Source organism: Streptomyces ureilyticus, from assembly GCF_011045025.1.
In the GTDB taxonomy this organism is placed as follows: domain Bacteria; phylum Actinomycetota; class Actinomycetes; order Streptomycetales; family Streptomycetaceae; genus Streptomyces; species Streptomyces ureilyticus.
Genome location: NZ_JAAKZX010000138.1, coordinates 1 through 25,523, shown reverse-complemented (window position 1 = coordinate 25,523; position 25,523 = coordinate 1). Strand labels below are relative to the sequence as shown.

The following is a 25,523-nucleotide window of genomic DNA, read 5'->3' as shown; positions in this document are numbered from 1 at the left end:
CTCCAGCACGTACGAAGCGCCGCTTGCCCGGAGCGTCCACTGCTGACGGCTCATGGCCTACCGCTGGGAGCACACCGACGCCGCGCTCACCGCCCAGCTGGAGCTGGAGGACGAGGGCTACCCAGGCGTGGTGGAGCCCGGCCACGCGGTCGTACGGTTCACCGACCCGGCCACCGCGCGGGACGCGCTGTCCACGATCCGCACCGAGACGCACCGGCTGCGCCCCGGCGCCCGTACCGCGACGACCCGCGTGGTCGGCTCCGCGGTGTGGCAGGTGTTCGACGGCACCGGCACGGTCGAGGTCGGCAGCGAGCGTTACGACGTTTCCAAGGGCGACCTGTTCGCCGTCCCGTCCTGGGCTCCGCTGACCTTGTCCACCGACAGCGGCCTGGACGCCTTCCGTTTCTCCGACGATCCCGTTTACGAGGCGATCGGTCTGGCCCGCACGCACCGAGAGGAGCCTTCCGCATGAGGCTCGCGACCATCCGTACGACCGAGGGCACCCGGGCCGTCCGTATCGACGACGACTCCGCCGTGGAACTCGGCCACCCCGACCTGGGCGCGCTGCTGCGCCGCCCCGGCTGGCGGGCCGAGGCCGCGAGCGCCGACGGGCCGCGCCACGCACTGACCGCCGTGGACTACGCGCCGCCGGTCCCGTCCCCCGAGAAGATCGTGTGCGTCGGGCTCAACTACCGCAACCACATCCTGGAGATGGGCCGCGAACTGCCCGAACACCCCACGCTGTTCGCCAAGTTCGCCCGCGCCCAGGTCGGCGCGTACGACCCGGTGGTGCTGCCCGCGGGATCCGACGCGGTGGACTGGGAGGCCGAACTCGGCGTGTACATCGGCGCCGAAGTCCGGCATGCCACGCCCGACGAGGCCCGCGCCGCGATCGCCGGATACACGGTGGTCAACGACGTGACCGCGCGCGACTTCCAGTACCGCTCTCCGCAATGGCTTCAGGGCAAGACCTTCGAGGCGAGTACGCCGGTGGGGCCGTGGCTGGTCGTCCCGGATGAGGCGGATACGGATGAACGGCAGCCACTGGCACGGGAGTTGACCTGCGCGGTCGACGGGGAACTGATGCAGAAGGCCGACACCGGCGACCTGGTCTTCGACCCGGCGGCCCTGGTCGCGTACATCTCGCAGATCGTCACCCTCGTCCCCGGCGACCTGATCGCCACCGGCACGCCCGGCGGTGTCGGTCACGCCCGTAAGCCCCCGCGCTATCTGACCGAGGGCAGCGAGCTGGTGACCCGCGTCGAGGGCGTCGGCGAGTGCCGTAACACCCTGGTGAGGGGCTGACCATGCGCATCGCTGTCGTCGGCGGGGGACCGGGCGGGCTGTTCTTCGCCGCCCTGATCCGGCAGGCCGACCCGTCCTCCGAGGTGACGGTCTTCGAACGCAACCGGGCCGACGACGCGTTCGGCTTCGGCGTGGTGTTCTCCGACCGGACGCTCGCCGGTATCCACGAGGCGGACCCCGTGCTCCGTGAGGCGCTGGACGCGCACGGTCGGCACTGGGAGGACATCGAGGTACGGCTGAAGGGCGAGCGGATCCGCTGCGGCGGCAACGGCATGGCCGCGATCGCCCGCCGTACGTTGCTGGGGCTGCTCCAGGAGCGGGCTCGTGACCTGGGCGCGGACCTGCGGTTCGAGACGGAGGGGTCGCTGTCCGAGCTGGAGGGTTACGACCTCGTGGTCGCGGCCGACGGCACCTCGTCGCGGATCCGTGCGGCGATCGAGGAGCGTTTTGAGCCCTCCGTCGAGACGGCGACGGCGAAATTCATCTGGTTCGGCACGGACTACATGTTCGACGGTCTCACCTTCGTCCACGAACGCGGTCCCCACGGCGTGTTCGCGGTGCACGGCTACCCGATCAGCGCGGACGTGAGCACGTTCATCGTGGAGACCGACGAGGCGACGTGGCGGGCGGCGGGGCTTGACGCGTTCGACGTGACGCAGCCGCCCGGACCGAGCGACCTGGCGACGAAGGCATACCTGGAGGAGCTGTTCGCCGAGCAGATCGACGGACGCCGGCTCCTGGTCAACAACTCCCGCTGGGGCAACTTCCGCACCCGGCGCACCCGCCACTGGTACGTCACCGAGCCACGCGCCGTCGTCCTGCTCGGCGACGCCGCACACACCGCGCACTTCTCCGTCGGCTCCGGCACGAAGATGGCCATGGAGGACGCGATCGCACTCTCCGCCGCCCTCGCCAAGCACGGCGACGACCTCCCCGCCGCGCTCGCCGCGTACGAGGCCGCCGCCCGCCCCTCCGTGGAGGCCATCCAGAACGCGGCCCGCCCCAGCCTCGGCTGGTGGGAACACTTCGGCGAGTACCACGACGCCTTCGAGCCCTGGCAGTTCGCGTACCACTTCCTGTCCCGCAGCATCACGGACGGCCGACTGGCGCGACGGGCGCCGGACTTCGTCCGTACCAGTCACGACAAGTGGCAGGCGCGACACGGCGGTTCGGACCCCCTGGACACCCCGTTCGACCTCGATACGTGGCAACTCCCCAGCCGCGTCATGCTGGTCGAGCCCGACGCCACCACCGCGGTGGGCGGCACCGGGGATCCGCTGCCGCTGCGTGTGTCGGCGCCGGACGGGCCGGGGCCCTGGGGCGCCCGGGTCACGGCCCCGGACGACGAAACGGGCCTGGCCGCCGCGTACGCACGACTGGCTTCCCTGGCGGCCGCGGGTCCCGTCCTGGTCGCGGTGGACGGCGGTACGGCCCACTCCCGCGCCCTGCTCACGGAGCGGGCCCGCTTGCACCACGACCTGCCCGCCCTGTTGGTCGACGACACGCTGGACCGCGACCGCGCCGTCACGGCCGTACTGTCCGGGCGGACCGATCTGGTCGGCGCCGCCGCCGACACCGTGGCGGCTTGGGAGGTGACCCGGTGAACGGGGCAGGGAGAGGTGGAGCGCCGGAGGCGGCGACGGTGGAGGCTTCTGTCGGTCCGTCCACGACTGCGGGCGTTCCGCCCCGGGTCCCGCTGCCGGGGCCCGACCCGGTAGCGCGGCCGGGCAGAAGCCTGCCTCTGGGCGGCGATGCGCTCTCGGAGTCCGCCGACGGGCTTGGCGGACTCGGCGCGCTCTTCGCCCCCCGCGGCATCGCCGTCATCGGTGCCTCCCGGGACCCGGCGAAGCTGGGGGCCGCACTGGCCCGTTCGGTTGCCGGGTTTCCGGGGTACGTGGCGCTCGTCAACGCGCGTGATCCGGAGCCGGGCTCCGGGGTGTACGCGTCGGTCGAGGAGGCCGCCGAGTACGGCCCGATCGACCTTGCCCTGGTCTGCCTTCCGGCCAGGGTGTGCGCGGACGCCGTCGCCGAGGCCGCCAAGGCCGGGGCTCGGGCCGCCGTTGTCTATGGCGGCGGGTTCGCCGAGGCCGGAGCGGACGGGGAGCGGTACCAGCGCGAACTCGCCGATGTGGCCGAGCGCACCGGGATCCGGCTGCTCGGGCCGAACACCTCCGGGTTCCTCGCGCCCGGCCGGGGCCTCACCGCCAGCTTCGTACCCGGTGCCGCCGACGTGCCGTCCGGCCGGGTCGCCGTCGTGGCGGCGAGCGGCGGCGTCAACCACGCGCTGGCGTTCCTGCTGAGCGAGGCCGGGCACGGCCTCACGCTCGCGGTGGGGCTCGGCAACTGCGTGGACGTCACGGCCGCCGACGTACTGGAGCACCTGGCCGGCGACCCGCACACCGGCGCCGTGGCCCTGCACATCGAGTCCGTCGCCGACGGGCGCCGGCTGACCGGCGCGGTCGCGCGGCTCGCCGCCACCCGCCCGGTCGTCGCGCTCGTCGTCGGCCGCCACGACGTCGGCGCCTTCGCCGCCTCTCACACCGGCGCCCTCGCCACCTCCTGGCGCACCACCCGCGCGGCCCTCGCCCAGGCCGGTGCCGCGCTGGTGGACGACGAACGTGAACTGGTCGACGCGGTGGGCGCGTTGTCGCTCGTACGACTTCCCGCAGCCGCCGACCCGGGGGTGGGCGTGGTAACGGCTCAGGCCGGCCCCGGCCTGCTGCTCCTTGACGAGCTGCGCGGGCGCCGTGCCGCCGTGCCCGAGCTGACCGCGGACACCCGGCGCGCGCTGGCCGAGGTGCTGCCGCCGCTGACGTACCAGGCGAATCCGGTCGACACCGGCCGGCCCGGCCCCGGTTTCGGCGCCGTACTGAACACGGTGGCCGCCGACCCGGCCGTGGACCTGATCGCCGGGTACGCGCTCCACGAACCGGCCGCCTTCGACCTGGTCGAGGCCGTGGACGCGGCCGGACACAACGTGCCGCTGCTGCTCGGAGTCGGCGGCACGGGCGACGACGTACGACGCGTCCGCCGCGCCCTGCTGGAGCGAGGCGTGCCGGTGGCCGGCGACCCGCACGGGCTCGCCGCCATGACCGGCGCGCTGCTGGCGGACGCCCGCGCCCGGCACCGCACGAGCGCCGGGCCGACCGGGGCGGGTACGCCTCGGGCGGCGGTAGCCATGGAGCCAGGCCCGGGCCCCTGGAACGAGGACCAGGCCAAGACACTCCTGGACCGACTGGGCATACCGACCATGCCCCGCCGAGCCTGCCCCGACCGCGCCGCCGCCCACCGAGCGCTGTCCGAACTGCCCGGCCCGGTAGCGGTCAAGCTGCTGGACGCGGCCGTACTGCACAAGACGGAGATCGGCGGAGTCCACCTCGGCATACGCACCCCGGCCGAGCTGGACGCGGCCCTCGACGCGATCGAGGAGGCGGCCAGACGCGTCGCCGAGGCGGCACCCCCCGATGCGCCGCAGGTACTCGTCGAGTCGATGGCCCCGCCCGGGGTGGATCTCGTGGTCGGCGCCCGGAGGGACCCCGTGTTCGGACCGGTCGTTCTGGTCGGCCTCGGCGGCACCACCGCCGAGGCCATGGCGGACGTGAGCATCCGGCTCGCCCCGCTCACCGCGACGGAAGCCGCGACCATGCCCGCCGACCTGGCCGGATACGCCCTCCTCGACGGCTGGCGCGGCGGCCCCGTACTGAACCGCGCCGCCCTCGGCGAGGTGACGGCGGCCCTCGGTGACCTGCTCGCCGCCCACCCCGCACTCGCTGAGGTCGAAATCAACCCACTACGGATCACCGCCCACGGCCTCGTGGCGCTGGATGCTGTGTGTATCGCTGCCGGACCTGCCGGAATGGCACAAGAAGAAGGTGGTGACTGATGGCCGCACCCATCAGCGAGGGCACCGTCCCCTGGCCGAAGCCCGACGCCGACCGCTATACGGCGGCCGGGTACTGGGCCGGCCGCCCGCTGGGCGACCTGCTCCGCGAGAGCGCCGACCGCAGGCCTGACGCGACCGCACTCGTCGACGGCGAGCTCCGCCTGACCTACGCCGAACTCGCCGCCCGCGCCGACGCGTTGGCGACACGGCTGCTCGACCGCGGACTCACCCCCGGCGACCGGATCGTGGTCCAGCTCGCCAACGGCTGGGAGTTCACCGTCCTGACCTGGGCCTGCCTACGCGCAGGAATCGTGCCGGTGATGGCGCTCCCCGCGCACCGCCGCCTCGAACTGGCCTACCTGGCCGCGCACTCCGAGGCCGCCGCCATCGCCGTACCCGACCGGCTGCGCGACTTCGACCACCAGGCGCTCGCCCATGAGCTCGGCAAGGAGGCCCCGGGCCCCTGGCACGTACTGGTCGCGGGGGACGAGGTCGGCCCCGGCAGCGTGGACCTGCGCGCCCTGTGCGCGCCGAGCGCGGACCCCGCCGCCGACCGCGCCCGGCTGGACGCGGAAACCCCCGGCAGTCGCGACGTCGCCGTGTTCCTGCTCTCCGGCGGCACCACAGGCCTGCCCAAACTGATCGCCCGCACCCACGACGACTACGCCTACAACGCCCGCGCCAGCGCCGAGGTCAGCGCCGTCGACGCCGACACGGTCTATCTGGTGAGCCTGCCCGCCGGGCACAACTTCCCGCTGGCCTGCCCCGGAATCCTGGGCACCCTGCTGGCCGGCGGCCGAGTGGTGATGCTGCCCAGCCCGGAACCGGCCCGCGTCTTCGCCACCGCCGCCGCGGAGCGGGTCACTCACACCGCCGTCGTGCCGGCGGTCGCCGGACGCTGGCTGGAACACGCCGAGCAGCACGGTGCACAGCGGATGGCGAGCCTGCGCGTGCTCCAGGTCGGCGGCTCCCGGCTCGCCGACGAACTGGCCCGCCGTATCCACCCCGTACTCGGTACGACACTCCAGCAGGTGTTCGGCATGGCCGAGGGCCTGCTCAACTACACCCGCCTCGACGACTCCGAGGACGTCATCTGCACCACCCAGGGCCGCCCCATGTGCCCCGACGACGAGGTACGGCTGGTCGACGAACTCGACCGGGACGTACCCGACGGCGAGCCCGGCTCCCTGCTCACCCGCGGCCCCTACACCCCGCGCGGCTACTACCGCGCCCCCGAGCACAACAAGCGGGCGTTCACGGAGGACGGCTGGTACCGCAGCGGCGACATCTGCCGCCGTACGCCCGAGGGCAATCTCGTCGTCGAGGGCCGCGACAAGGACATGATCAACCGGGGAGGGGAGAAGGTCTCCGCGGAGGAAGTCGAGAACCTCGTCTACGAGCTGACCGACGGCGTCAGCCAGGTGGCGGCCGTGGCCATGCCCGACCCAGTTCTGGGCGAGCGGGTCTGCCTCTACGTGGTACCCGCACCCGGTCGCCCCGCCCCGACCCTGGACGCGCTCCGCGCCGCCATGGAGGAAGCCGGTGTCGCCCGCTTCAAACTGCCCGAACGCGTCGTGTGCGTAGAGGAGTTGGCCGCCACCAAGGTCGGCAAGATCGACAAGAAGGCACTGCGCGCGGACATCGCGGCCCGCCTCGAGTCCTCCGGGAGCAGTACGCCATGACCAGTACGGTTCGCCACGATCTCACCGTGACCCTGCCGTGGATGCGTGACGGCACAGCCCTGCTGCTGGGCGCGACCGACCGCCTCGGCGACCCCGACCTGCGCGCCCCCAGCACCCTCCCCGACTGGACCCGCGCACACGTCATCGGTCACGTCGCCCGCAACGCCGAGGCCCTCGTCCGCCTGGCCACCTGGGCACGTACGGGCGTCCCCACCCCGATGTACGGCAGCCGCGAGCAGCGCACCGCCGAAATCGACGCCTCGGCCACCCTCCCGCCGGACGTCCTGCGGGAGCAGCTGAAGTCGACGGCCGCGGAACTGGACGACGCCCTGGCCGCCCTGGACCCCACGGCCTGGGGGACCGAGGTGCGCAGTGCCCTGGGCCGCACCATCCCCGCCGCCGAGATCCCCTGGATGCGAGTACGGGAGGTGTGGCTGCACGCCATCGATCTCGCGGCGGGAGTGACCTTCACGGACCTCCCGGCCCCGCTGACCGACGCCCTCCTCGACGACGTCACCGCCGCTCTGTCCACCCGCCCCGGCTGCCCACCGGTCCACCTCAACCCGACCGACCGGGACCGCACTTGGCGGTTCGGCCCGACGACGGCCGAAGCCACGGCTGTGGCCCCGGTCGTGGCAAAGGCCGAGGCCCCGACCGTGGCACAGGCCGGGGCCCCGACCGTGGCAAAGGCCGAGGCCCCGACCATCGTCGAGGCCCCGGCCACGGAACTGCTGGCCTGGACAACGGGCCGGGCGCAACGGGCCGAGCCGGTGACCCTGCCACGCTGGCTGTGACCGTCCGCCCGTAAGGCGCCGTCAGAGGCCGCGCTCGTAAGGTGCCGTCAGAGGCCGCTCGTAAGGCCTCGTCAGAGGCCGAACTCCTGGGCCGACAGCCCGAGTACCGAGCACGCCTCACGCAGGACCTGCTCCTCGGCAGGCGCGATGTAGCCGTCCGCGCCCGCGACGACGAAGCCGGTCTGTACGACCGCCCTGGCCTCCGTCGGCTTCTTCGCGGCCTTGGCGATTTCCTGGAGGACCTCGGTCTTGCCCTGCTGGAAGTTGAACGCCAGCTGGTCGACATGCTTGTTGAAGCGCTGCCGGAGCTGCTCCGGCGGGAAGTTCTGCAGTACGTCGTTCTGGACGATCAGCCCCTCCACGTGCTGCCGCTCGGCCGGGTCGACGTTTCCGTCGGCGGCGGCGACCAGGGCGCACATCGCCATGCTGGCGTCCCGGTAGGAGCCGCTCTTCAACTCCGTCTTGAGGGAGGTGAGCTGGGACTTGAGCATGCTCACCATCTGAGCCTTCGAACCCCCGGAGGACCTTGAGCCGCTCGGCCTGTGTCCACCGGAGCCGCCCCGCGCCCCCTGCGCCTGCTGCAGACCCTTGGCCTGGTCCTTGATCTTGTCCCACATAGCCATCCGTGCCACCTCGGCCTAAGCCCATGTCGTTTGTCGCTACGGTCGTCCGCGTGCGTTCCGCACGTCCTTATCGCCAACTCCTCCCCGCCCGGCGAAGTTCCATGACGTGACTCGGACAGCAGAGGCGTAACGATCTCAATGGTTAAGAATTCACCCACCCGGTCGGGCTTTGGTAAGGCTTGCCTCATATGCTTGCGTGGCCCCGTCGCCGTACGCCGTATGCAATGCGCCGGGGCGTGACCCGCCCCGACCAGCCCTCTCGCACGACGTACGACAGGACCCACCATGCGCACCACCACCCGCGGCCTCCTCGCGGCGCTCGCCCTCGGCCCGCTGCTGACCGGCTGTTTCGTGTCGGACGAGGGCGGTTCGGCCACCGATGGCGCGGGGGGATCGGGCGGCCGGCTGAAGATCGCCCTCGCGGTGCCGCCCGTGCAGGCCCTCTCCCCGTACAGCAATGACGCCACCGTGCTGAGCAAGCTCTCCGTGGCCGAAGGCCTCACCGCGCTGAACAAGGACGGAGCCGCCGCGCCCGCCCTGGCGAAGTCCTGGAAGCAGGTGAACCCCACGACTTGGAGCTTCGAGCTGCGCAAGGCCACGTTCCAGGATGGCTCGGACGTCACCGCGGAGTCCGTCGTCAGCGCCCTTGACCACGCGGGCCAAGCCGCGCCCAAGCCCCGCGTCCTCAGCGATGTGACGCTCACCGCCAAGGCCGACGACGCCGACACCGTCACGCTCACCACCAAGGCCGCCGACCCGGTGCTCCCGCTGCGGCTCGCCAGCCCCGCGCTGGGCATCCTCGCCCCGAAGGCGTACGCGAAGAACGGCACCGTCAGCCCGGTCGGCACCGGCACCGGGCCCTTCGAGATCACGAAGCTCACCGGGAAGACCAAGGCCACGCTCGACCGCTTCGACGGCTACTGGGGCGGCAAGGCCAAGGCGCCCGGCGTCGACGTGACCTGGATCGCCGACGGCACCGCCCGAGCGAGCGCCCTGCGCGGCGGCGACGTCGACATCGCCGAGTGGATCCCCACCGCCCAGGCGAAGTTGCTGGACAAGGACACCCGTCACGAAGTGCCCTCCGTACGGACCGACAGCCTGGTCCTCAACACCGGCAGCGGCCTCTTCACCGACGCCTCGCTGCGCGCCGCCGCTCGCGAGGCCGTGGACGGCGGCGCCCTCGTCGACTCGGTCTTCGGCGGGTACGCCGACCCGGCGCAGGGCCTGTTCGGGCCCGCCGTCTCCTGGGCGGACGACAACCGGGTGGCCGTGAGCGGACGCGCCACGGCCACGACCGCCGCCGACGTCAAGACGAAGACCAAGGGCAAGACCCTGCGCCTGGCCACCTACACCAACCGCGCCGAACTCCCCGAGGCCGCCACCGTCCTCCAACAGCAGCTGGAGAAGGCCGGGTTCACGGTCAAGCAGGACGTACGCGAGTACACGCAGATGGAGGCCGACCTCCTCGCGGGCAAGTACGACGCGCTCGTCTTCTCCCGGGTGACGCTCCTCGACACCGGCGACGCGGTCGCGTACCTCGCCAGCGACTACACCAGCGACGGCGTCTACAACATCGCCGGACTGAAGGACCCGAAGGTCGACCAGGCCATCAAGTCCGCCGCCGAGGAGGGCGACACGGAGCGGCGGCAGCAGCAGATCATGCGGGCCGAGGCGGAGATCCTGCGCACCGACGCGGTCGTACCGCTGGTGTACGAGAAGGTCGTCCAGGGCATCGCCACCGACGTCGAGGGCGTGCTGCTCGACCCGCGCGAGCGGTCGTTGGTCGACGTCGACACCCATGTGAAGTAAGCAGCGCCGGATGAGCGCCAAGTCCGCCGGTCCCGACTCCCGCCCGCCCCGGTGGCGCGCGGGGGCCGGCCGCGTCGTCGCCGGGACCGCGCTGCTGACGGCCGTCGCCCTGCTGCCCTGGCTGTCCGGTACCGATCCCGCCCTCACGGTCCTGCGCGCCCGCTCCGCCGACGCGGATCCGAGCCCCGCCCAACTGGCCGCCGTACGAGAGCAACTGGACCTGGACGAAGGGCCGTTCGCGCATCTCGCGCAGTGGCTGGGCGGACTGCCGCGCGGCGACGCGGGCACCTCGTGGGTGTCCGGCGAACCGGTCCTGCCGGAGGTGACCACCGCCTTCGCGGTCTCCCTGACGCTGATGCTCGGCGCCCTCGTGGTCACGGTCGCGGTGGCCGCGCTGGTCTGCGCCCGCACCCTGCACCTCGGCTCCCGGCGACGGCTGCGGCAGAAGCGGGCGGGCACCGGCGCCGCCGTCCTCGCCGCGCTGCCCAAGTTCTTGCTCGCCTCGCTGCTCGCGACCGTGTGCGGGGTGTGGCTGGGCTGGTTCCCGTCGAGCGGCTGGGCGGGACCGATGTCGATGGTGCTGCCCGCGCTCGCCCTCGGCGTACCGTCCGGCGCGGTGATCGGCGGCCTGCTCGACCAGTCGCTGCCCGCCGCCTTCCAGGAGCCGTGGGCGCGGACCTGGCACGCGTACGGATTCTCGCCCCGCCATATCGCCCGGCACGCGCTGCGCCGCACGCTGGCCGGTGTACTCCCGCAACTCCTGCCGACCGTCGTCGCCCTGGTCGGCGGCGCGGTCGCGGTGGAGAAGATCTTCAACATCCCGGGGCTCGGCCGACTCGCCCTGGACGCCGCCATCGCCCAGGACTTGCCGCCGCTGCAGACCGCGACGCTGGTCCTCGTCCTGCTCGGCGCCGCCGCGGGTCTCCTCATCCAGGCCCTGCGCCGCGTACTCCTCGGCCCCGCCCTGCGGGACGGCGCCCTGCCCGCCCTGTACCCGCCTGCCCTCGCACGGCGACGCTCCACACGCTGGGTCGCCGGGTTCTGTGCCCTCGCCCTGCTCACCCTGGTCGTAGCCGGCCTCCTGCGCGACCCCCTCCAGGTGGACACGGCGGCCCGCCTGCTGCCGCCGTCAGCCGTGCATCCCTTGGGCACGGACTCGCTCGGCCGCGATCTGCTGGCCCGGCTGGGTCACGGGGCGCTGCGTACGGCGGGCGTGGCCCTCGCGGTCACTGCGGTCAGCGTCGTCCTCGGACTGCTGCTCGGCATGGCGACACAGGTGGGCGCGGGCCTGACCGAAGTGGTGTCGACCCTGCCGGCCGTACTCGCCGGACTGCTGACCACCGCGGTCACCGGGCCGTCGGTGTGGGGCGCCGCGGGCGCGGTGTGCGTGGTCGCGTGGAGTCCGTACGCCGCCCAGACCGCGGCCCTGCTCGAACAGGAACGGGCGAGCGGCCACCTGCTCGCGTCCCTCTCCTTCGGAGCCGGACCGCGGTACCTGCTGCGCCACCACTACCTGCCCGCCGTACTCCCGTCCGTCCTCCGCAACGCCCTGCTGCGACTGCCCACTACGGTCCTCGTGCTCGCGTCCCTCGGCTTCCTCGGCCTGGGCGAGCAGCCGCCCACCCCGGAGTGGGGCCGCCTGCTGTCGGAGAACCAGCCGTACGTGGAACTGGCGCCCTGGACGGTACTCGGCCCGGCCTGCGCACTCGTCCTGCTGTCAGTTCTCGCTGTCGCCGTGTCGTCCGGTTCCGTCGGGGTGTCCGGTTCGGCGTCGGGACGGGGCAGGTCCCGACGCCGAACCGGCCGAACCGGTCGATCCGGCGGGCGCGACGTGCGCCACGAAGAGGACGTACGTCTCGAAAAAGTGGTGGCCGCTGGTATGTCACCGCCTCCTGGCAGCGCGCCGCCACCCCCGTCCTGCCGCTTCAGACGGCCTTGGCCGCGGGGGTGGTCGGGGTGGACATGAACGACGACCACCTGGCTGCCTGGCAACTCGACGTGCACGGCAACCCGGTCGGCGAGCCGCAGCGCTTCTACTACGACCTTTTGGGCAGCACGGAGCACCGGGACGCCCAGATCCGGCATGCGCTGACCGGGCTGCTGCACTACACCCGCCGCTGCGGGGCCGCCGCGATCGCCCTTGAGGACCTCGACTTCGCGGCGGAGAGGAGCCGGGAGAAGCATGGCCGCAACAAACGCTTCCGCCGCCTGCTTGCCCGCTTCCCGACTGCCCGCCTCAAGGCTCGGCTGGTGTCGATGGCCGCCGAGCAGGACGTAGCGATCGTGGCGGTGGATCCGGCGTACACCAGTCGATGGGGTGCCCAGCACTGGCAGAAACCGCTGACCAGCCCACGACGTGAGATGTCCCGGCACGATGCGGCGAGCATCGCGGTCGGGCGACGCGCCCTCGGACATCCGATCAGGCTGGGGGCACCTCCCAGCGGTAGCTGGGGGAGGACGGCACCGCCCCACCCCGACCAGAGTGATCGTGGTGGGCATCGGACCGTCCAGGCCCGACCGGAGACCCGACGGCGTGAGGAACCCCGCCCCCACCTGCCCGGACCGCGCACCGGATGCGCGCCGCCCGGCGGTGGAGCGAAAGCGGGCGACCTGGGGGTACCTCCCAGCGGTAGCTGGGGGAGTGCCCAACACCGTTCGGGGCACCCGGCTGAGCATGAGCCCTGGCAACAGGACTCACTCCCGCTCAGTCTTTAGACACGGTGATGGGACTGCATGTAACTCAGGGTGTCAGCGATTGCGCGGGGCCACCAGGCCGGATTCGTAGGCGAGGACCACGAGTTGGGCGCGGTCGCGGGCGTGGAGTTTGGCCATGGCCCGGTTGATGTGGGTCTTGGCGGTCATCGGGCTGATCACCATGCGGTCGGCGATCTGGTCGTTGGACAGGCCCTGGGCGACCAGGGCGACGGCTTCGCGTTCGCGGTTGGTGAGCTCGTCCAGCTCCGTACCAAGATCGGTGTGGAGCGGCTGGGCGACGTACCGGTTGATCAGCTTGCGGGTGATCGACGGTGCGAGCAGGGCGTCACCGCGCGCGGCGACGCGTACGGCGTGCAGAAGGTCCTCCGGCACGATGTCCTTGACGAGGAACCCGGCGGCGCCTGCGCGCAGCGCGTCGAGGACGTACTCGTCGAAGCCGTAGTTGGTCAGGATGACGACGTGCACGCCTGCCAGGTCCGGGTCGGCGGCGATGCGCCGGGTCGCCTCGATGCCGTCGACGTGCGGCATCCGGATGTCGATGAGCGCGACGTCGGGCACGTGTTCCTTCGTGAGGGCCAGGCCCTCCTTTCCGTCGCCGGCCTCGGCCACCACCTCGATGTCCTCCTCGAGGTCGAGGAGCGCGCGGAATCCGCTGCGAATGAGGGGCTGGTCGTCGACCAGCAGGACACGGATCACGACGTCTGCTCCACGGGAAGTTCGGCCTGGACGGTGAAGCCGCCCTCGCCGCGCGGCTCGGCGCGCAGCCGGCCGCCGAGTGCGGTGATGCGTTCGCGCATCCCGAGCAGGCCGATGCCGGGCACCAGGACGGTGTCCGGTGTGGCCTTGCCGTCGTCCTCGACTCGTATAGCCAGGGCGTCCGGACGGTGGTCGATCCGCACCGACGCCGTGGCGGCGCCCGCGTGACGGGCGATGTTGGTGAGCGACTCCTGAACGATCCGGTAGGCGGTACGGTCCACCGCGGCCGGTACGTCCTGCCGTCGCCCTTCGATCGTCAGCGTCGCGTCCAGGCCGATGCTGCGGGCACGTTCCACCAGTTCCGGGACGTGGTCGAGCCCACGCGGCGGGGCCGTGTCGTCGTCGCGCAGCGCCTCCAGGGTCGCGCGCAGTTCCCGGGTCGCCTCCCGTCCGGCCTGCTGGATCGCCAGCAGGGTCTCCGGCACCTCCTCGCCACGCCGACGGGCCAGATGGACAGCGACCTCGGCCTGCACCTTGATGACCGAGATCTGGTGGGTGAGCGAATCGTGCAGTTCCCGCGCGATGTGCAGCCGCTCCTCGTCGGCGCGGCGTCGCGCGGTCTCCTCGCGGGTGCGCTCGGCTTCCTCCGCCCGCCGCTCGGCCTGCCGCAGCGCTTCACCCGCGGCGCCGGCCGCGATCAGCCAGGCGATCTCGAGGGCGCCTCGGGCCTGCGCGAAGGCCTCGCCCGTGTCGTGCGGGCCTGAGGCCAGGGCGGCGAGGGGGAGGGCGGCCAGCATGGCGATGGACGCCGCGATCGTGAGGGTGCGGTGTCCGGCTCGTACGGCGGCGTACACGGCGAACAGGTAAGCGACGGCGGGCACGTCGAAGCCGGTCGACTGGTAGCCCACCGCGCACAGCCCGGTGACGGCCAGCACGGGAACCGGGGCCCGGCGGCGCGCGGCCAGCGCCAGGCCGCCGGCCACCAGCAGCGTGTAGCCGAGCAGGTCGAGGTCTGCGGCGGAGTGCTGCCCGGACAGCCCGGTGACCAGCAACGTCGTCGCTACGCCGACGGCGATGGCCCAGTCCCTGACAGCGGGGCTGACAGCGGGTCTGGCACTGGGCTGTTTTGTCCCCATGCGCGCACCCTAGCCGGATGCTGCCGCGGGCGAGTCCCGCTGGCGGAGGAGCGGTCGGCTACCGCGTAGGCGGTACCTGTGCGGCGCTTGCCGCGTCCGCGGTAGCCGGCTGCGGCACCGGCGGCAGCGCGAAGTGTCCGCGCCTGCGGGACGACCGGCGGGTGCGCCCGGCGACATGCTCAGGGAGACATTCAGATCTCGGAGTCGAGACGCATGAAAGACACGAAAGGGGAGAGGCACATGAGCTCAACAGGAGCCGTGAGGTGGTCAGTTCGACGTGTGCTCGCCATGACCGGAACCGCTCTGCTCGGAACGGCCCTGCTCGGGGTCGTTCTGCTCGCCGCACCGGCAGCCGCGCACGCCTCGGTCCAGCCGACCGCTGCCGGGGCCGCCGACATGAGCGCCGGGCGACTCGGGGCCAGCCTGGCCGGCGTGCTTGGGCTGATCGGCGTGATCACCGGCGGGCTGGCCCTGGCCCGCCCCACCGGACGTTTCGGCGCGGGCTCCGGACGGCTCGGAACCATCGTGCCCCTGGCGGCGGGCTTGACCGCCATGGCCCTTGGTGGGCTGATCGCGGCCACCTCTGACGGTGGTATCGGTACCGGCAACGGGCTGGGCGGGGCCATCGTCGCCCTGGTGGTGGGGCTGATCGCGGTGGCCCTCGGCGGGGTGACTCTGGCCCGCTTCCGCCGAACCGGCTCCGCTGCCGCCGTGACGGCCGACCGGCCATGATGACGGTTCAGCGCCCGTGTTGCGGTGTGCGTTTCTTTGGAGGCGCGGGCGCTCGCTCCTGGCTCACTTGCCGACTGCCGGTCCGTACCACTGGAGCGCTTGGCCGGTGACGGCGGCGATGCATTCGAAGTCGCGGTCACGGTGCAGGAGGGTCAGACCCTGCAGCTCGGCCGTGGCGGCCACGACGAGGTCGACGGCTCCGGCCCTGCGGTGTTGTCCGCGCTGAATGAGGGTTTCCTGGACCTGCCAGGCGCGGTCGTAGGCCCGGTCGTCGACCGGTACCCAGCCGATCCGCTTGTAGACCAGGTTCGCCATCGGGGCCCCTTCCATGCGGAGGAACGGACCCTTCCTGTCGTCAAGCCCTGTCATCACTCACCATCGGATCCGATTGGATCGGCGCCGCCCAGGCGCCCCGGAATGCCCGGGTTCATTGGATGCTCACGCGCCCTGTCGTCAATGGATTGCTTTCCGACAAGGCGATCCTGGCGTTCAGTGGTGTTGTCAGGCTTGCACGGTGGGCCGGACGACGATTTCGTTGACGTCGACGCCGGCGGGCTGCTCGATCGCGTAGCCGATGGCGGAGGCGATGGCGGAGGGCGGCATTGCGATCTCGTCGCGCATCTGAGTCATTGCGGAAGCGGCCTCGGGGGTGGCTCCCTTGCCGACACCCTCGGTGTGGGTGAAGCCGGGTGATACGACAGTCACGCTCAGGTCAGGACCCGATTCCTGGCGCAGGCCCTCGGAGATCACGTTCACCGCCGTCTTGGTGGCCGCGTAGACGGCTAGGGGAGATTTGACGACGTAGGCCGCGGTGGAGCTGACATTGACGAAGTGGCCGGAGCGCTGTCGGCGGAAGACGGGGAGGGCCGCTCCGATGCCGTTGAGCAGGCCGGTGATGTGCGTGGAGACCATGGCGTCCCAGTCGTCCTGGCGCAGTTCGTCGAAGGGGGAGACAGCCATGGTGCCCGCGTTGGAGATGAGAACGTCGAGGCGGCCGTACTGCTCGATGGCGCTATCGGTAAGGCGGTGGAGGTCTCCGCGGCGTGTGACGTCGACGATGATGCCGGTGGCGGTTCCGCCCTTGGCCGTGATGCCGTCCACCACAGCGCTCAGTCGGTCCTCTCGCCGGGCCCCGAGCACGAGCCGGGCTCCCTTTTCGGCAAGGAAGTTCGCGGTCGCCTCACCGATGCCGCTGCTGGCACCTGTGATCGCGATGACCTTGCCCTGGATGGTCGACATGATCAAGTTCCTTCCGAGAGGCATGCGCAGGTCATCGCGTGACCTACAGTGAAACCGGGGTCATCCCCACTTGTTCGAAGGTAATCGGGGAACTCCCCACTTAGCAAGTCGGGGCACCCGGGAAGGAAGCCGAAAAGGATGGTCGACGAAGCGCACCGCCCGTTGCGCGCCGACGCACAGCGCAACAGGGACAAGATCCTCACCGCTGCTGCACGCGTGTTCACCACGGAGGGCCTGAACGCGCAGATGGACCGAATCGCCAAGGAAGCGGGCGTGGGCAGTGCGACTCTGTACCGCAACTTCCCCACCCGGGAAGCTCTGGTCGAGGCGGTCTACCGCAACGAGGTGGCCCAGCTGTGCGATTCCGTCTCTTCCCTGCTGGCGCAGGAGTCGCCCGACGAGGCCCTGCGCTCGTGGACGCGTCTCTTCCTGGACTACGTCACCACGAAGTACGGCATGATCGACGCCTTGCGCGCCATCGCCGCAACGGGAGGCAACCCCTACGGCCACAGCAGGGAGATGATCCAGACTGCCGTCACCGCCCTCATGGACGCATGCACGGCAGCCGGGAAGATCCGAACCGACATCCCCCCCACCGACATCAGCGCCGCACTGGAGGGCATCGCCCTCACGTCGGCGGGCGCGGAACACCGACAGCAGGCAGAACGCCTGCTCGACCTCATCCTGGACGGCCTCAAGACCCGCGCGTGAAGACGGCCGGCACCCCCGAGTACCGGTGGCCGCCGCAGCTCAGGGCCGGGACGCGGAGGAGGCGGTGATGCCGGCGCGGGAACGGTTGGCGCGGACCTCGTCGTGGTGGTCGGCCGTCCAACCGATCAGCTGCTTGACGATGTCCTTCAGGCCGCCGCCGAGCGGGGTGAGCGCGTACTCCACGCGCGGTGGCACCTCGGCGTAGGCGGTACGGCTGATGAAGCCGTCCTCTGTGAGCTGGCGAAGGGTGTGGGTCAGCATGCGCTGGGAGATGCCCGGGATCTGGCGCTGCAAGTCGGTGTAGCGCATCGGGCCGCCCTCCAGGACGGCGATGATCAACATGCTCCACTTGTCGCCCACCCGGTCGAGCACCTGGCGGATGAAGGCCATGTGATCGGCGGGGATGCTCGCGCACGGCCCGACCGTAGCCGCCATCCCGTTACCCGCGCTGTCCTGCATGGCGCCCGTTCCTCTCCGTCGCGCACACCGATGTGCCTTTTGTATCGCCTTCCATACTGGCCCATCATGGCGTTACGAACAAAGAGTAGGAATCGAAGGTCAGGCCATGAAGGTAGAGATCTGGTCTGAGATCGCCTGCCCCTGGTGCGGTCTGGGCGGCCATCGGTTGGACCGGGCCGTGGAGCGATTCGAGCACAGCGGCCACGTAGAAGTGATCCACCGCTCGTTCCCTCTGGGCAGTGGCCTGCCCGAGGACCGCACGCTCAGCGTCCGCGCATTTGTGCTGGCCAAGTACGGCGCCAGGGGGAGGTCATTCCCCCAGGTCAGAGCTATCGCAAGCGTTCCAGCGTCCCGGATGCGCCGGCAGTCGTGGCGGCCGGGACGGATCACCTCACAAGCTTGGGTCATCCAAGCACGCCGCTCCCGGCACCCGGTCGAGCGGCCCATGCCAACACCCGTACATCACAGGGGGATCCACATGTCCACACGCGCCAACCGCACCCGCATGCTCGTCGCCGCCGCGCTCACGGCCGCCACGTTGACGATGACGGCGTGCAACAACGGCGAGGACGGCAACAACGAAGGGACGGCACCGGCGGGATCCGCGTCCACGGCCTCCACCGCGCCTTCGTCGAAGGCGAACGAGGGGACCTCCACCGGGGCGGGTCAGACCGACTCGGCGGGCTCGGGCTCCGGGGGCTCGACAGGTGGCGCGGCCGGTTCGAGCGGCACGACGGGTTCCAAGGGGTCGTCGGATTCCACGGGCGGCACCTCGGGCTCCAAGGGCTCGAATGGCTCCAACGACGACTCGGCGTCCGCCTCCTCCCGATGCTCCGTCGAGTCCACCCGTACGACCGCCACGGAGGTCTCCCGCCCCCTGAACCACCTTCTCCTCACCGTCACCAACACCGGTTCGGGGAACTGTGACCTGGTCGGCTACCCGGCCGTCCGTTTCGACGAAGCCCAGTCCGTCCCGCCGGCCATCGAGGCCTCCAAGCCGCAGGCGGTGGTCACGCTGGCTCCCGGTGAGTCGGGCTATGCGAGCGTCCTTCTCTCGGCCGCGGACGGCAGCGGCTCGGGCGGCTACAAGGCCAAGTCCCTCGCGGTCTACTTCGACGTGGACGCGAGCGGCGCTGCCCAACCGTCACTCCCTGCGAAGGGCGTGCACATCGACGACTCGCTCCGAGTCTCGTACTGGCAGTCGACCATGGCCGACGCCCTGACCTGGTAACGCGCCAGTACGCCGTACGCGGCGGCCCCGAGCCTGCGGAGGGGGAGGCTCGGGGCCACCGTCGGGTACAGCCGGGTGACGGGCTGCCCGACCCGGCGGGGTCTACGCCGCGATTCCTCCGGTGCAGGCGGCGCCGGGCTCAGGTGTCTGAGGGCCCTGGACGTACTTGTCGAAGAACTCGTTCACGCGAGGGTCGGACGCCTTCTCGATCTTCAGCTGGTGTCCCCAGGCCGTCAGCGTGATGGGCGACGACTGGCTCTCGTACGGGCTCATCAGGCTGTACGGCGTCTTGGACACCCTCTCCGTCAGGGCCTTCACGTCGGCCTCGGCGGCCTTGTCGTTGTACGTGACCCAGACGGCGCCGTGCTCCAGGGCGTGCACGGCGTTCTCGTCGCGGATCGGCTGCGTGTAGACGTCGGAGTCGCAGTTCTGCCAGGCGGCGGCGTGGTCGCCGCCCGCGGGGGGAGTCATCGGGTAGTCGACTTCGGTGTCGACGTGGTCCTGGCCCAGTTTCGACCAGCTCTTCTCGCCTCTGACCGGGGCGGCCTGGGCCTGTTCCTTGTCGTTCGCGGTGTTGATCAGATACGCGCCGCCGCCCACCAGACCGGCCAGGATCGCGGTGGCCGCGACGAGGGTGATGATCCGGCTGCGGCGCTCTCGAGCGCGTTCGGCCTGGCGCTGCTCCTCTATTCGGGCGCGGCGGGCGGCGGTCCGGTCCTTGCCCGAGCTCTTGTTGGCGGTCTTGGCCGGGGGCTTGGCCGAAGTCTTGGGCGCGGTATTGGCTGAAGTCTTGGGCGCGGTCTTTTTCTCAGCCTTGCCCGTGTTCTTGTTCTTGTTCTTGGGGTTGCTGGCGGATGCCATGACGAAGTGCCTCTCGTGCAGGGGAGATCGACGGATGCCGGTGATCGGGGTCGGTGAGGCATCCGGATCTAGGTCCGCAGCACCTGAAGCATGTGGAGGTCGGGGGGACAAGCCGCGGGGCGGCCCGCGAGCGGCGCCGGGGCGGCGACGGGCCGGGGCTCCACGCGTGCGGGGGTCGCCTGAGGCAGCGGGTGGGATCCAGGCCCCGTGGTCGGCGTGTCCGCCGCCGCTCGGCCCTCGCACTGGTCATGGTCCGGTACGGGACAGAGGTGCTCGCGCGCGTCGGGGCCCAGCGAGTCCGACGCGTCCAACAGGGCCTGCGCGTCGTCCAACGGAGCCTGGGTTTCGTCCACCAGGGCCTGGGCGTCCAACGCTTGCCGCGGATCCTGCGCGGACGAGATGGCGGCGACGGGGTGCACCGCCTGGTGGTGGGTGTCGTAGCCGACCATGCCCAGCACCGTGAGCAAGGCCGCCAACAGGCCCAGGAACACGGACGCCGACGCCCGCTGCCGACTCACTGTCGCCGGACGGTCGGTGACGGACCGGTCACGACTGGTCGCGCTGTCCGGGCGCGGGTTCCCATGGACGCCACGAGCCGCGAACTTGAGCACTCAATGAGTTTAGAGGGCTCTGCCGGCCGGGAAGACCCGCGCGGCCACCGCTGTGCCGTCCGTCAGGCGCCGCCGCGCCGCCTCCAGGCAACCGGAGGATGATGTCCCTTCGTCGTACCTTCGGAGGGAAGGGCCGTGTCGCGCCCAACAAGGCCTCGTAGTCAGGGAGTTGAAGATGGGCGCACCGGACGCGCAGGAGACGCGGGACGCGCAGGACGTGCAGGAGACGCAAGACGCGCAGGACACGGCCAAGAGGCTGCGGGCGATCAGCGACGAGCTGTCGGACCGTTTCTACGAGCGGGCCGACGTGGTGCGGACGCTGGTGGTGACGTTGCTGGCCGGACAGCACTCCTTAGTGCTCGGCCCGCCCGGAACGGCGAAGTCCGAGATGGCCCGGGAGCTCACGGGCCGGGTCGAGGGAGCGTCGTACTGGGAGATCCTCCTGTCGAAGTTCACCGCGCCGACGAGGATGTTCGGCCCCATCGACGTCGCCGCGCTGGCCCGGGGTGAGTACCGCCAGGTCTACGAAGGCCGTGCCACGACCGCGCACGTCGCGTTCATCGACGAGATCTTCAAGTGCTCCACAGCGGCGCTGAACGAGACGCTGGGCTACCTCAACGAGCGGATCTACCACCCCGAGAACGGCGGCGAGCCGATCCGCTGCCCCCTGATCGGGGCCATCACCGCGAGCAACGAACTGCCCGCAGAAGAGGACGCGGCCGCGATCTACGACCGGCTGCTGGTGCGGATCGAGGTCGGATACCTGGAGGATCCCTCGAACTTCGCCGCGCTGGTCCGCTCAGCCGTAAGCCGTCCGGCGCCACCGACACGGACCACCATCGAACTGGCCGCGTTGCAGCACGCCGTGACCGAAGCCGTCCCGGCCGTCGACGTACCCGACGCGATCGTGGATGCCGTATGCACGCTGCGGGCCGCCCTGCGCCGCAAGGAACTCGTCGCCTCCGACCGCCGCTGGCGCCAGGCGGTGGGCCTGCTCCAGGCGTCCGCGTACCTCGACGGCCGTCCGGCGGTCGCCGAGACCGACCTGTCGGTGCTGACGCACGTGCTGTGGAACTCCCCCGCCGAGCGCCCGACCGTCGAGCGTGAGGTGCTGCACCTCGTGAACCCCGACGCCAAGGAGGCGCTCGACCTGGCCGACACCATCGAGGAGCTGGAAGCCCAACTCGACGCCATGGCCGGGCAGTCCCGCGAGGCGCTGAGCGAGTGGGTCATCAAGAAGGCGCACAACCAGCTCGCCATGGCGGGCAAACGGCTGGAGAAACTGCGCGAGGAGGCGGCGGGCGCCGGCCGCTCCACCGCCGCCATCGACCGGGTCACCGGCCGCCAGCGCGCCGTACGCGCCCGCGTTCTCACCGAGGCCCTGGGCGTGGACGCGAGCACGGTGCAGGCCCAGCTCTGAGCATCGAGGAGGGGACTGACGGGACCATGGGCGAGACGCCGAGCAGGTTCGACGAGTTGGCGAGCCGGGCCGGGAAGTGGCTGGGCCTGTCCACCGCCGCTCCCGAGCGGCACACCACGGCCGTGGTCGCGGACCGTTTCGACCGGATCGCATGGCGCGACACGTACGAGCAGTCGGCCGGACTACGCGATCTGGCCGAGGAGTTGAACGAGCGCTACGGCCACACCACCAGCCACACCACCGACTACATCATCAGCCACGCCACCGACTACATCATCAGCCACGCCACCGACTACCTCACCGGCTACACCACCGACCTCCTGGCCGACGCGTTCCTGGCCGCCTACAAGGTCAGCCCGCGGTTGCGCGAGCGCGCGGAGATGGACCCCTCCCGGCTGGTCAACCATCAGGCCATCACCTCACTGCTGGACTCATCGGAGTTCGCCGAACTGCACCGGGAGACGGCCGGCGACCCCTACGCCGCCGCCATGGCCGTACTCGCCCAAGCCTCCGCCCTGCGCCGGATGCTGGAGCACTCCCGACATGCCCAGGAACAGGCCGAGCAGGCGAGGAAGGCCCAGCAGAGCGCCGACGACGCGGCGACCGCCGTAAGCGAGGCGCTTCAACAGGCCGACGAGGACGGCATGGCGCCGGCCCCCGCCGCCGACGCCGTACAGGAAGCAATCGAGGCGGCCGAGTCCGCGGAGGCCGCCGCCGGGCAGGCCCTCCAGACCGCCGCGCAGGCCCTCACGGCGGCGGCCCCCGGCATCCGTACCACCGCGCGGACCGCTGCGGCGAAGGCCGCCGACGCCGTACGGGAGGAAGCCGCGCTGATGCGTGCATGGGGCGTCGGCCCCGGCCAGCTGGAGCGGATGCCGTACGAGCAGCGGGCCCGGCTCGCCGAGCGGCTGCGCACCAGCCGTCTCGCGGAGTGGGCCGAACTGATCGGCCGCTTCCGGCAGATGGCCGGCGGCGAACGCGCCCGCAAGGTGGAGAACGCCACCGGCGAGCTGGTCGGCGTCACGCTCGGCAACGACCTCTCCCGCGTGATCCCCTCCGAGCTTGCGGGCCTCGGCCTGCCCGCGCTGCGTGCGGTGTTCGCCGCGCGCTACGCCGCCGGCGAGCTGATGCTCTACGACAGCCAGGGAGAGCAGACCACCGGCCAGGGCGCCGTCATCGCGTGCGTCGACACCTCGCACTCCATGTACGAGGCGGGGCCCGGCGGAGTCACCCGGGAAGCGTGGGCCAAGGCGTGCGCCCTGGCGCTGCTGGACCAGGCCCGGGACGCGGGGCGCGACTTCGTCGGCATCCTGTTCTCCGCCGCCGACAAGCTCCAGGTCTTCCGCTTCCCGGCCGACGAGCCCGCCGACGTGGTCCGCGTACTCGACTTCGCGGAAACCTTCCTCGGCGGCGGCACCAGCTACCAGCGGCCGCTGTCGGCGGCCGGTGAACTGCTGGAGGAGGAGTTCGACGACGCCGCCCGCATGCGCGGCGACATCGTGATGCTCACCGACGACGACTGCGGCGTCACCGAGGAATGGATGCGCGGCTGGAACGACGCCAAGCACCGGCTGGGCTTCCGCGTCTTCGGCGTGGCCATCGGCGCCCCACGCGTCGCCGAAGCCGACTCGGTCCTGGACGCCCTGTGCGACAACCTCCGCTCCATCGAGGACCTCACCGACGTCCACGCCGTCGCCGACCTCTTCCGCGTGATCTGACCCGGCCGCCTCCCTCGCACCTCGACAGTCGGGATGCGGGGGAGGGTCTTCAACTGTTGCTGGTTTTGCTGCGTTTTCCTGTGCGATTCGGGCGGTGCCGGCCGGCTGCCGTGTCTTTGTGCGGGGGTCGGTCGTTAGGCCGATCGGGTGCGGGGATGTGCCCGGTCCGGGGCTGTTCGAGGTGGCGTGGCAGGGGGTGGTGGGTGTGGGCCGGTTGATCGCGACGGCGCCGTGTACCGCCTTCGGTGGCGTACTGGAGGGCAGCGGTGAGCGGGTCGGCCAAGCGGTGCTGTACGAGCGGGTGGGTTTTCTCGCCGAGTTGAGCCAGGAACTGACCCGGGCCCTGGTGGCGTCCCGGTGGGACGAGGCTTCGCTGGAGGTGCTGGCCGCCGGGGTCGACGGGCAGGGTGAGCCGTTGCCGTCCAAGGGCTGGATGGCCCTGCGCCGCCTGGGCTGGGCGAAGGATGCCATCCCGGCCGCGGGGGTGTACGTGTCGGACCGGGTGCGGCGGGGTGCGGAGGAGTACGCGGCGCGCACCCTGCGGTTGGCGCTGCATCGGCGCACTGTGGTGGCGGCGGTGCTGGCGACCTGGCCCGCCGATCCCCACCGGCGCACCCAGGCGGAGTGGACGGCGTTGCGGGCGCTGCTGCCGAGCGGGGTCGGCCATGCGGAGATCCGCAACCGCACCCGGCAGGTCCGCGCCTATGTGGCCGAGCACGGGAAGCTGCCCGCCGGGTTGTGTGAGCTGGAGGAGCCGCCCCAGATCGCCGGGCAGGTGCTGCTGGCCGCGATGGACCGCCAGCAGGTCACCCTTGAGCGGGTGGACGCGGCGACGGCCCGGCTGCGGGTGAAGCTCCCGCTGCGTGCTGCTCCCGGCTCGGGCCGGGACTGGGCCTGGCATGTGATCGACCTGCGGCTGCCGGGCACCATCGCACCGGAGGCGGTGCTGCACACCCCGACTCTGCGCCCCACCCGCAGCGGGCGGATCGCGGTGGACCTGCCGCACTCGACGCCGGTGGCTCCCATCCCGGCCGCCGGGCACACCGTGGCACTCGGTTTCGACTGGGGTGTGAACACGCTGCTGACCGGCACGGTGGGCCGCCTGACCGGCCGGGGTATCACGGCGCGGGTGGTCACCGACGGCCGTCCGCTGCTCTTCGACGCCACCGCGATCAGCGCGAAGCTGCACCGGCTGCGCGGCCACCGCGAACACCTCGCCACCCGACGCGACCACTACCAGCAGTTGGCGGACGGGCTCGGCGCCCCGCACCTGGCCTGGGCCGCCCTCCTGGACAAGGCCGCGGTGCTGGAGGTCGAGCATGAGCGGGTGTGTGCCCGCATCCGCCGCCTGAATCAGGCGCTGGCCTGGGCGGCTGCCCGCTGGGCCGTCGACCAGAGTGCCGCGCTCGGCGCCACCGTCATCTACCTCGAAGACCTGGCCACCCTCGAGGCCCGCGGCAAACGGCGCGGCAATGCCCGGCTGTCCGGGCAGGTCCGCGGCAGTGTCGTCGAGGCGATGAGGCACCTGGCCGCCAAGGCGGGCATCGCGGTGGCCACGGTTCCCGCCCGGGGCACCTCCGCCCGCTGCCCGCAATGTCTGGGTCCGCTGGGCCATCACCCGGCGCCGGACCGGCTCCACGTGCGCGGCTGGACCTGGGCGCACTGCCCCGACTGCCACCTGTCGCTGGACCGCGACCATGCCGCCGCCCGCCGGATCGTCTCCCGCGGCCTGCTCGCCCAATCCCACACCGCCACCGACCGCGCCACCGGTGCCCGGGCCATCCGCACCACCGTGGAGGGCACCGTCACCGCGGTGCGCCGGCCGAAGAAGACGACCCGCCGCCTGCGCCGCGCCCGCCGCGCGCAGGTCCTCCCCGCCCGGCCGCCCGGGCCGAGGA

21 protein-coding genes and 3 pseudogenes are annotated in these 25,523 nt (G+C 71.7%); 16 read left to right on the top strand and 8 right to left on the bottom strand.

All coding sequences use genetic code 11. From position 1 onward, the window contains the following. The first annotated feature begins 52 nt into the window (after positions 1–52). From G6048_RS32655 to G6048_RS32630, 6 genes are read left to right on the top strand one after another with little or no spacing between them, the layout of a single operon-like run. Positions 53–472: a cupin domain-containing protein gene (locus G6048_RS32655; protein ID WP_165343207.1), complete on the top strand. Its 420-nt coding sequence runs from the start codon at positions 53–55 to the stop codon at positions 470–472. Then, positions 469–1,305 (top strand): fumarylacetoacetate hydrolase family protein, encoded by an 837-nt coding sequence (locus G6048_RS32650; protein ID WP_165343206.1) that lies wholly within the window; start codon positions 469–471, stop codon positions 1,303–1,305. The genes G6048_RS32655 and G6048_RS32650 overlap by 4 nt, the downstream gene beginning before the upstream one ends. A 2-nt stretch (positions 1,306–1,307) precedes the next feature. After that, complete coding sequence (locus tag G6048_RS32645; RefSeq protein WP_165343205.1) at positions 1,308–2,909, top strand: FAD-dependent monooxygenase; 1,602 nt, start codon at positions 1,308–1,310, stop codon at positions 2,907–2,909. A 38-nt stretch (positions 2,910–2,947) separates the two neighbouring features. Continuing rightward, on the top strand, positions 2,948–5,188 hold the full coding sequence (locus G6048_RS32640; RefSeq protein WP_328827625.1) for an acetate--CoA ligase family protein: 2,241 nt from the start codon (positions 2,948–2,950) through the stop codon (positions 5,186–5,188). After that, entirely contained in the window at positions 5,188–6,870 is a 1,683-nt protein-coding gene (locus tag G6048_RS32635; protein WP_165343204.1) for a (2,3-dihydroxybenzoyl)adenylate synthase, read from the top strand. Before G6048_RS32640 ends, G6048_RS32635 begins: the two co-directional genes overlap by 1 nt. Further along, positions 6,867–7,664 carry a maleylpyruvate isomerase family mycothiol-dependent enzyme gene (locus G6048_RS32630; RefSeq protein WP_165343203.1) on the top strand — a complete coding sequence of 266 codons (798 nt, stop codon included), beginning with the start codon at positions 6,867–6,869 and terminating at the stop codon, positions 7,662–7,664. Before G6048_RS32635 ends, G6048_RS32630 begins: the two co-directional genes overlap by 4 nt. A gap of 71 nt (positions 7,665–7,735) precedes the next feature. Here the strand turns inward: G6048_RS32630 and G6048_RS32625 are convergent, their stop codons facing one another. Continuing rightward, entirely contained in the window at positions 7,736–8,287 is a 552-nt protein-coding gene (locus G6048_RS32625) for a tellurite resistance TerB family protein (RefSeq protein ID WP_165343202.1), read from the bottom strand. A 285-nt stretch (positions 8,288–8,572) separates the two neighbouring features. Here G6048_RS32625 and G6048_RS32620 point away from each other — a divergent pair, with 285 nt between their 5' ends. The 3 genes and pseudogenes from G6048_RS32620 to G6048_RS32610 all read left to right on the top strand — a co-directional run. Continuing rightward, complete coding sequence (locus tag G6048_RS32620; RefSeq protein WP_165343201.1) at positions 8,573–10,096, top strand: ABC transporter substrate-binding protein; 1,524 nt, start codon at positions 8,573–8,575, stop codon at positions 10,094–10,096. Positions 10,097–10,106: 10 nt separating this feature from the next. Next, a complete protein-coding gene (locus tag G6048_RS32615; RefSeq protein ID WP_165343200.1) occupies positions 10,107–12,062 on the top strand; it encodes an ABC transporter permease subunit in 1,956 nt (651 codons plus the stop codon). Continuing rightward, positions 11,966–12,811 (top strand): annotated as a pseudogene (locus tag G6048_RS32610) (IS200/IS605 family accessory protein TnpB-related protein); the annotation flags it as partial. The gene G6048_RS32615 and the pseudogene G6048_RS32610, both read left to right, overlap by 97 nt. A 33-nt stretch (positions 12,812–12,844) precedes the next feature. On the opposite strand, the gene G6048_RS32605 reads toward G6048_RS32610, so the two are convergent. Both G6048_RS32605 and G6048_RS32600 read right to left on the bottom strand, forming a co-directional pair. Beyond that, entirely contained in the window at positions 12,845–13,507 is a 663-nt protein-coding gene (locus G6048_RS32605; protein ID WP_165343199.1) for a response regulator, read from the bottom strand. Further along, on the bottom strand, positions 13,504–14,643 hold the full coding sequence (locus G6048_RS32600; protein ID WP_165343198.1) for a sensor histidine kinase: 1,140 nt from the start codon (positions 14,641–14,643) through the stop codon (positions 13,504–13,506). Before G6048_RS32600 ends, G6048_RS32605 begins: the two co-directional genes overlap by 4 nt. Positions 14,644–14,931: 288 nt before the next feature. Between G6048_RS32600 and G6048_RS32595 the strand changes: the two genes are divergently transcribed. Continuing rightward, entirely contained in the window at positions 14,932–15,375 is a 444-nt protein-coding gene (locus G6048_RS32595) for a DUF6223 family protein (protein WP_165343197.1), read from the top strand. A gap of 63 nt (positions 15,376–15,438) precedes the next feature. Here G6048_RS32595 and G6048_RS32590 read toward each other — a convergent pair. Both G6048_RS32590 and G6048_RS32585 read right to left on the bottom strand, forming a co-directional pair. Then, positions 15,439–15,663, bottom strand: a pseudogene (locus tag G6048_RS32590) (PIN domain-containing protein); the annotation flags it as partial. 213 nt (positions 15,664–15,876) lie between these two features. Beyond that, positions 15,877–16,614: an SDR family oxidoreductase gene (locus G6048_RS32585; protein WP_165343196.1), complete on the bottom strand. Its 738-nt coding sequence runs from the start codon at positions 16,612–16,614 to the stop codon at positions 15,877–15,879. Positions 16,615–16,752: 138 nt separating this feature from the next. Here G6048_RS32585 and G6048_RS32580 point away from each other — a divergent pair, with 138 nt between their 5' ends. Further along, the gene (locus G6048_RS32580; RefSeq protein ID WP_165343195.1) at positions 16,753–17,325 is read left to right on the top strand and encodes a TetR/AcrR family transcriptional regulator; all 573 of its coding nucleotides are present in this window, start codon (positions 16,753–16,755) and stop codon (positions 17,323–17,325) included. A gap of 39 nt (positions 17,326–17,364) precedes the next feature. Here the strand turns inward: G6048_RS32580 and G6048_RS32575 are convergent, their stop codons facing one another. After that, a complete protein-coding gene (locus tag G6048_RS32575; RefSeq protein ID WP_165343194.1) occupies positions 17,365–17,784 on the bottom strand; it encodes a winged helix-turn-helix transcriptional regulator in 420 nt (139 codons plus the stop codon). Between G6048_RS32575 and G6048_RS52025 the strand changes: the two are divergent. Together G6048_RS52025 and G6048_RS32570 are read left to right on the top strand one after the other, a co-directional pair. Beyond that, positions 17,729–18,022, top strand: a pseudogene (locus G6048_RS52025) (DsbA family protein); the annotation flags it as partial. The gene G6048_RS32575 and the pseudogene G6048_RS52025 overlap by 56 nt on opposite strands. 240 nt (positions 18,023–18,262) lie before the next feature. Beyond that, a complete protein-coding gene (locus G6048_RS32570) occupies positions 18,263–19,015 on the top strand; it encodes a DUF4232 domain-containing protein (protein ID WP_235990596.1) in 753 nt (250 codons plus the stop codon). Positions 19,016–19,117: 102 nt separating this feature from the next. On the opposite strand, the gene G6048_RS32565 is transcribed toward G6048_RS32570, so the two are convergent. Both G6048_RS32565 and G6048_RS32560 read right to left on the bottom strand, forming a co-directional pair. After that, a complete protein-coding gene (locus tag G6048_RS32565) occupies positions 19,118–19,876 on the bottom strand; it encodes a DUF3105 domain-containing protein (RefSeq protein WP_165343192.1) in 759 nt (252 codons plus the stop codon). Between the two features lie 68 nt (positions 19,877–19,944). After that, positions 19,945–20,487, bottom strand: coding sequence for a hypothetical protein (locus G6048_RS32560; protein WP_165343191.1), 543 nt, complete (start codon positions 20,485–20,487; stop codon positions 19,945–19,947). A 175-nt stretch (positions 20,488–20,662) separates the two neighbouring features. Here G6048_RS32560 and G6048_RS32555 point away from each other — a divergent pair, with 175 nt between their 5' ends. The 3 genes from G6048_RS32555 to G6048_RS51565 form a co-directional block, all read left to right on the top strand. Beyond that, a complete protein-coding gene (locus G6048_RS32555; RefSeq protein ID WP_165343190.1) occupies positions 20,663–21,907 on the top strand; it encodes an AAA family ATPase in 1,245 nt (414 codons plus the stop codon). Positions 21,908–21,933: 26 nt separating this feature from the next. Further along, positions 21,934–23,625, top strand: coding sequence for a VWA domain-containing protein (locus G6048_RS32550; RefSeq protein ID WP_165343189.1), 1,692 nt, complete (start codon positions 21,934–21,936; stop codon positions 23,623–23,625). Between the two features lie 157 nt (positions 23,626–23,782). Further along, positions 23,783–25,523, top strand: a 1,741-nt coding sequence (locus tag G6048_RS51565) for a zinc ribbon domain-containing protein (RefSeq protein WP_165343188.1), incomplete at its 3' end; no start/stop codon positions are given.

Bases quoted from the DNA above. Each gene is read 5' to 3' on its own strand.
- G6048_RS32645 (WP_165343205.1), top strand. From the start codon at position 1,308: ATGCGCATCGCTGTCGTCGGCGGGGGACCGGGCGGGCTGTTCTTCGCC.
- G6048_RS32550 (WP_165343189.1), top strand. From the start codon at position 21,934: ATGGGCGAGACGCCGAGCAGGTTCGACGAGTTGGCGAGCCGGGCCGGG.
- G6048_RS32570 (WP_235990596.1), top strand. From the start codon at position 18,263: ATGTCCACACGCGCCAACCGCACCCGCATGCTCGTCGCCGCCGCGCTC.
- G6048_RS32595 (WP_165343197.1), top strand. From the start codon at position 14,932: ATGACCGGAACCGCTCTGCTCGGAACGGCCCTGCTCGGGGTCGTTCTG.
- G6048_RS32585 (WP_165343196.1), bottom strand. From the start codon at position 16,614: ATGTCGACCATCCAGGGCAAGGTCATCGCGATCACAGGTGCCAGCAGC.
- G6048_RS32655 (WP_165343207.1), top strand. From the start codon at position 53: ATGGCCTACCGCTGGGAGCACACCGACGCCGCGCTCACCGCCCAGCTG.
- G6048_RS32555 (WP_165343190.1), top strand. From the start codon at position 20,663: ATGGGCGCACCGGACGCGCAGGAGACGCGGGACGCGCAGGACGTGCAG.
- G6048_RS32580 (WP_165343195.1), top strand. From the start codon at position 16,753: ATGGTCGACGAAGCGCACCGCCCGTTGCGCGCCGACGCACAGCGCAAC.
- G6048_RS32600 (WP_165343198.1), bottom strand. From the start codon at position 14,643: ATGGGGACAAAACAGCCCAGTGCCAGACCCGCTGTCAGCCCCGCTGTC.
- G6048_RS32575 (WP_165343194.1), bottom strand. From the start codon at position 17,784: ATGCAGGACAGCGCGGGTAACGGGATGGCGGCTACGGTCGGGCCGTGC.
- G6048_RS32565 (WP_165343192.1), bottom strand. From the start codon at position 19,876: ATGGCATCCGCCAGCAACCCCAAGAACAAGAACAAGAACACGGGCAAG.
- G6048_RS32635 (WP_165343204.1), top strand. From the start codon at position 5,188: ATGGCCGCACCCATCAGCGAGGGCACCGTCCCCTGGCCGAAGCCCGAC.
- G6048_RS32650 (WP_165343206.1), top strand. From the start codon at position 469: ATGAGGCTCGCGACCATCCGTACGACCGAGGGCACCCGGGCCGTCCGT.
- G6048_RS32630 (WP_165343203.1), top strand. From the start codon at position 6,867: ATGACCAGTACGGTTCGCCACGATCTCACCGTGACCCTGCCGTGGATG.
- G6048_RS32615 (WP_165343200.1), top strand. From the start codon at position 10,107: ATGAGCGCCAAGTCCGCCGGTCCCGACTCCCGCCCGCCCCGGTGGCGC.
- G6048_RS32620 (WP_165343201.1), top strand. From the start codon at position 8,573: ATGCGCACCACCACCCGCGGCCTCCTCGCGGCGCTCGCCCTCGGCCCG.
- G6048_RS32625 (WP_165343202.1), bottom strand. From the start codon at position 8,287: ATGGCTATGTGGGACAAGATCAAGGACCAGGCCAAGGGTCTGCAGCAG.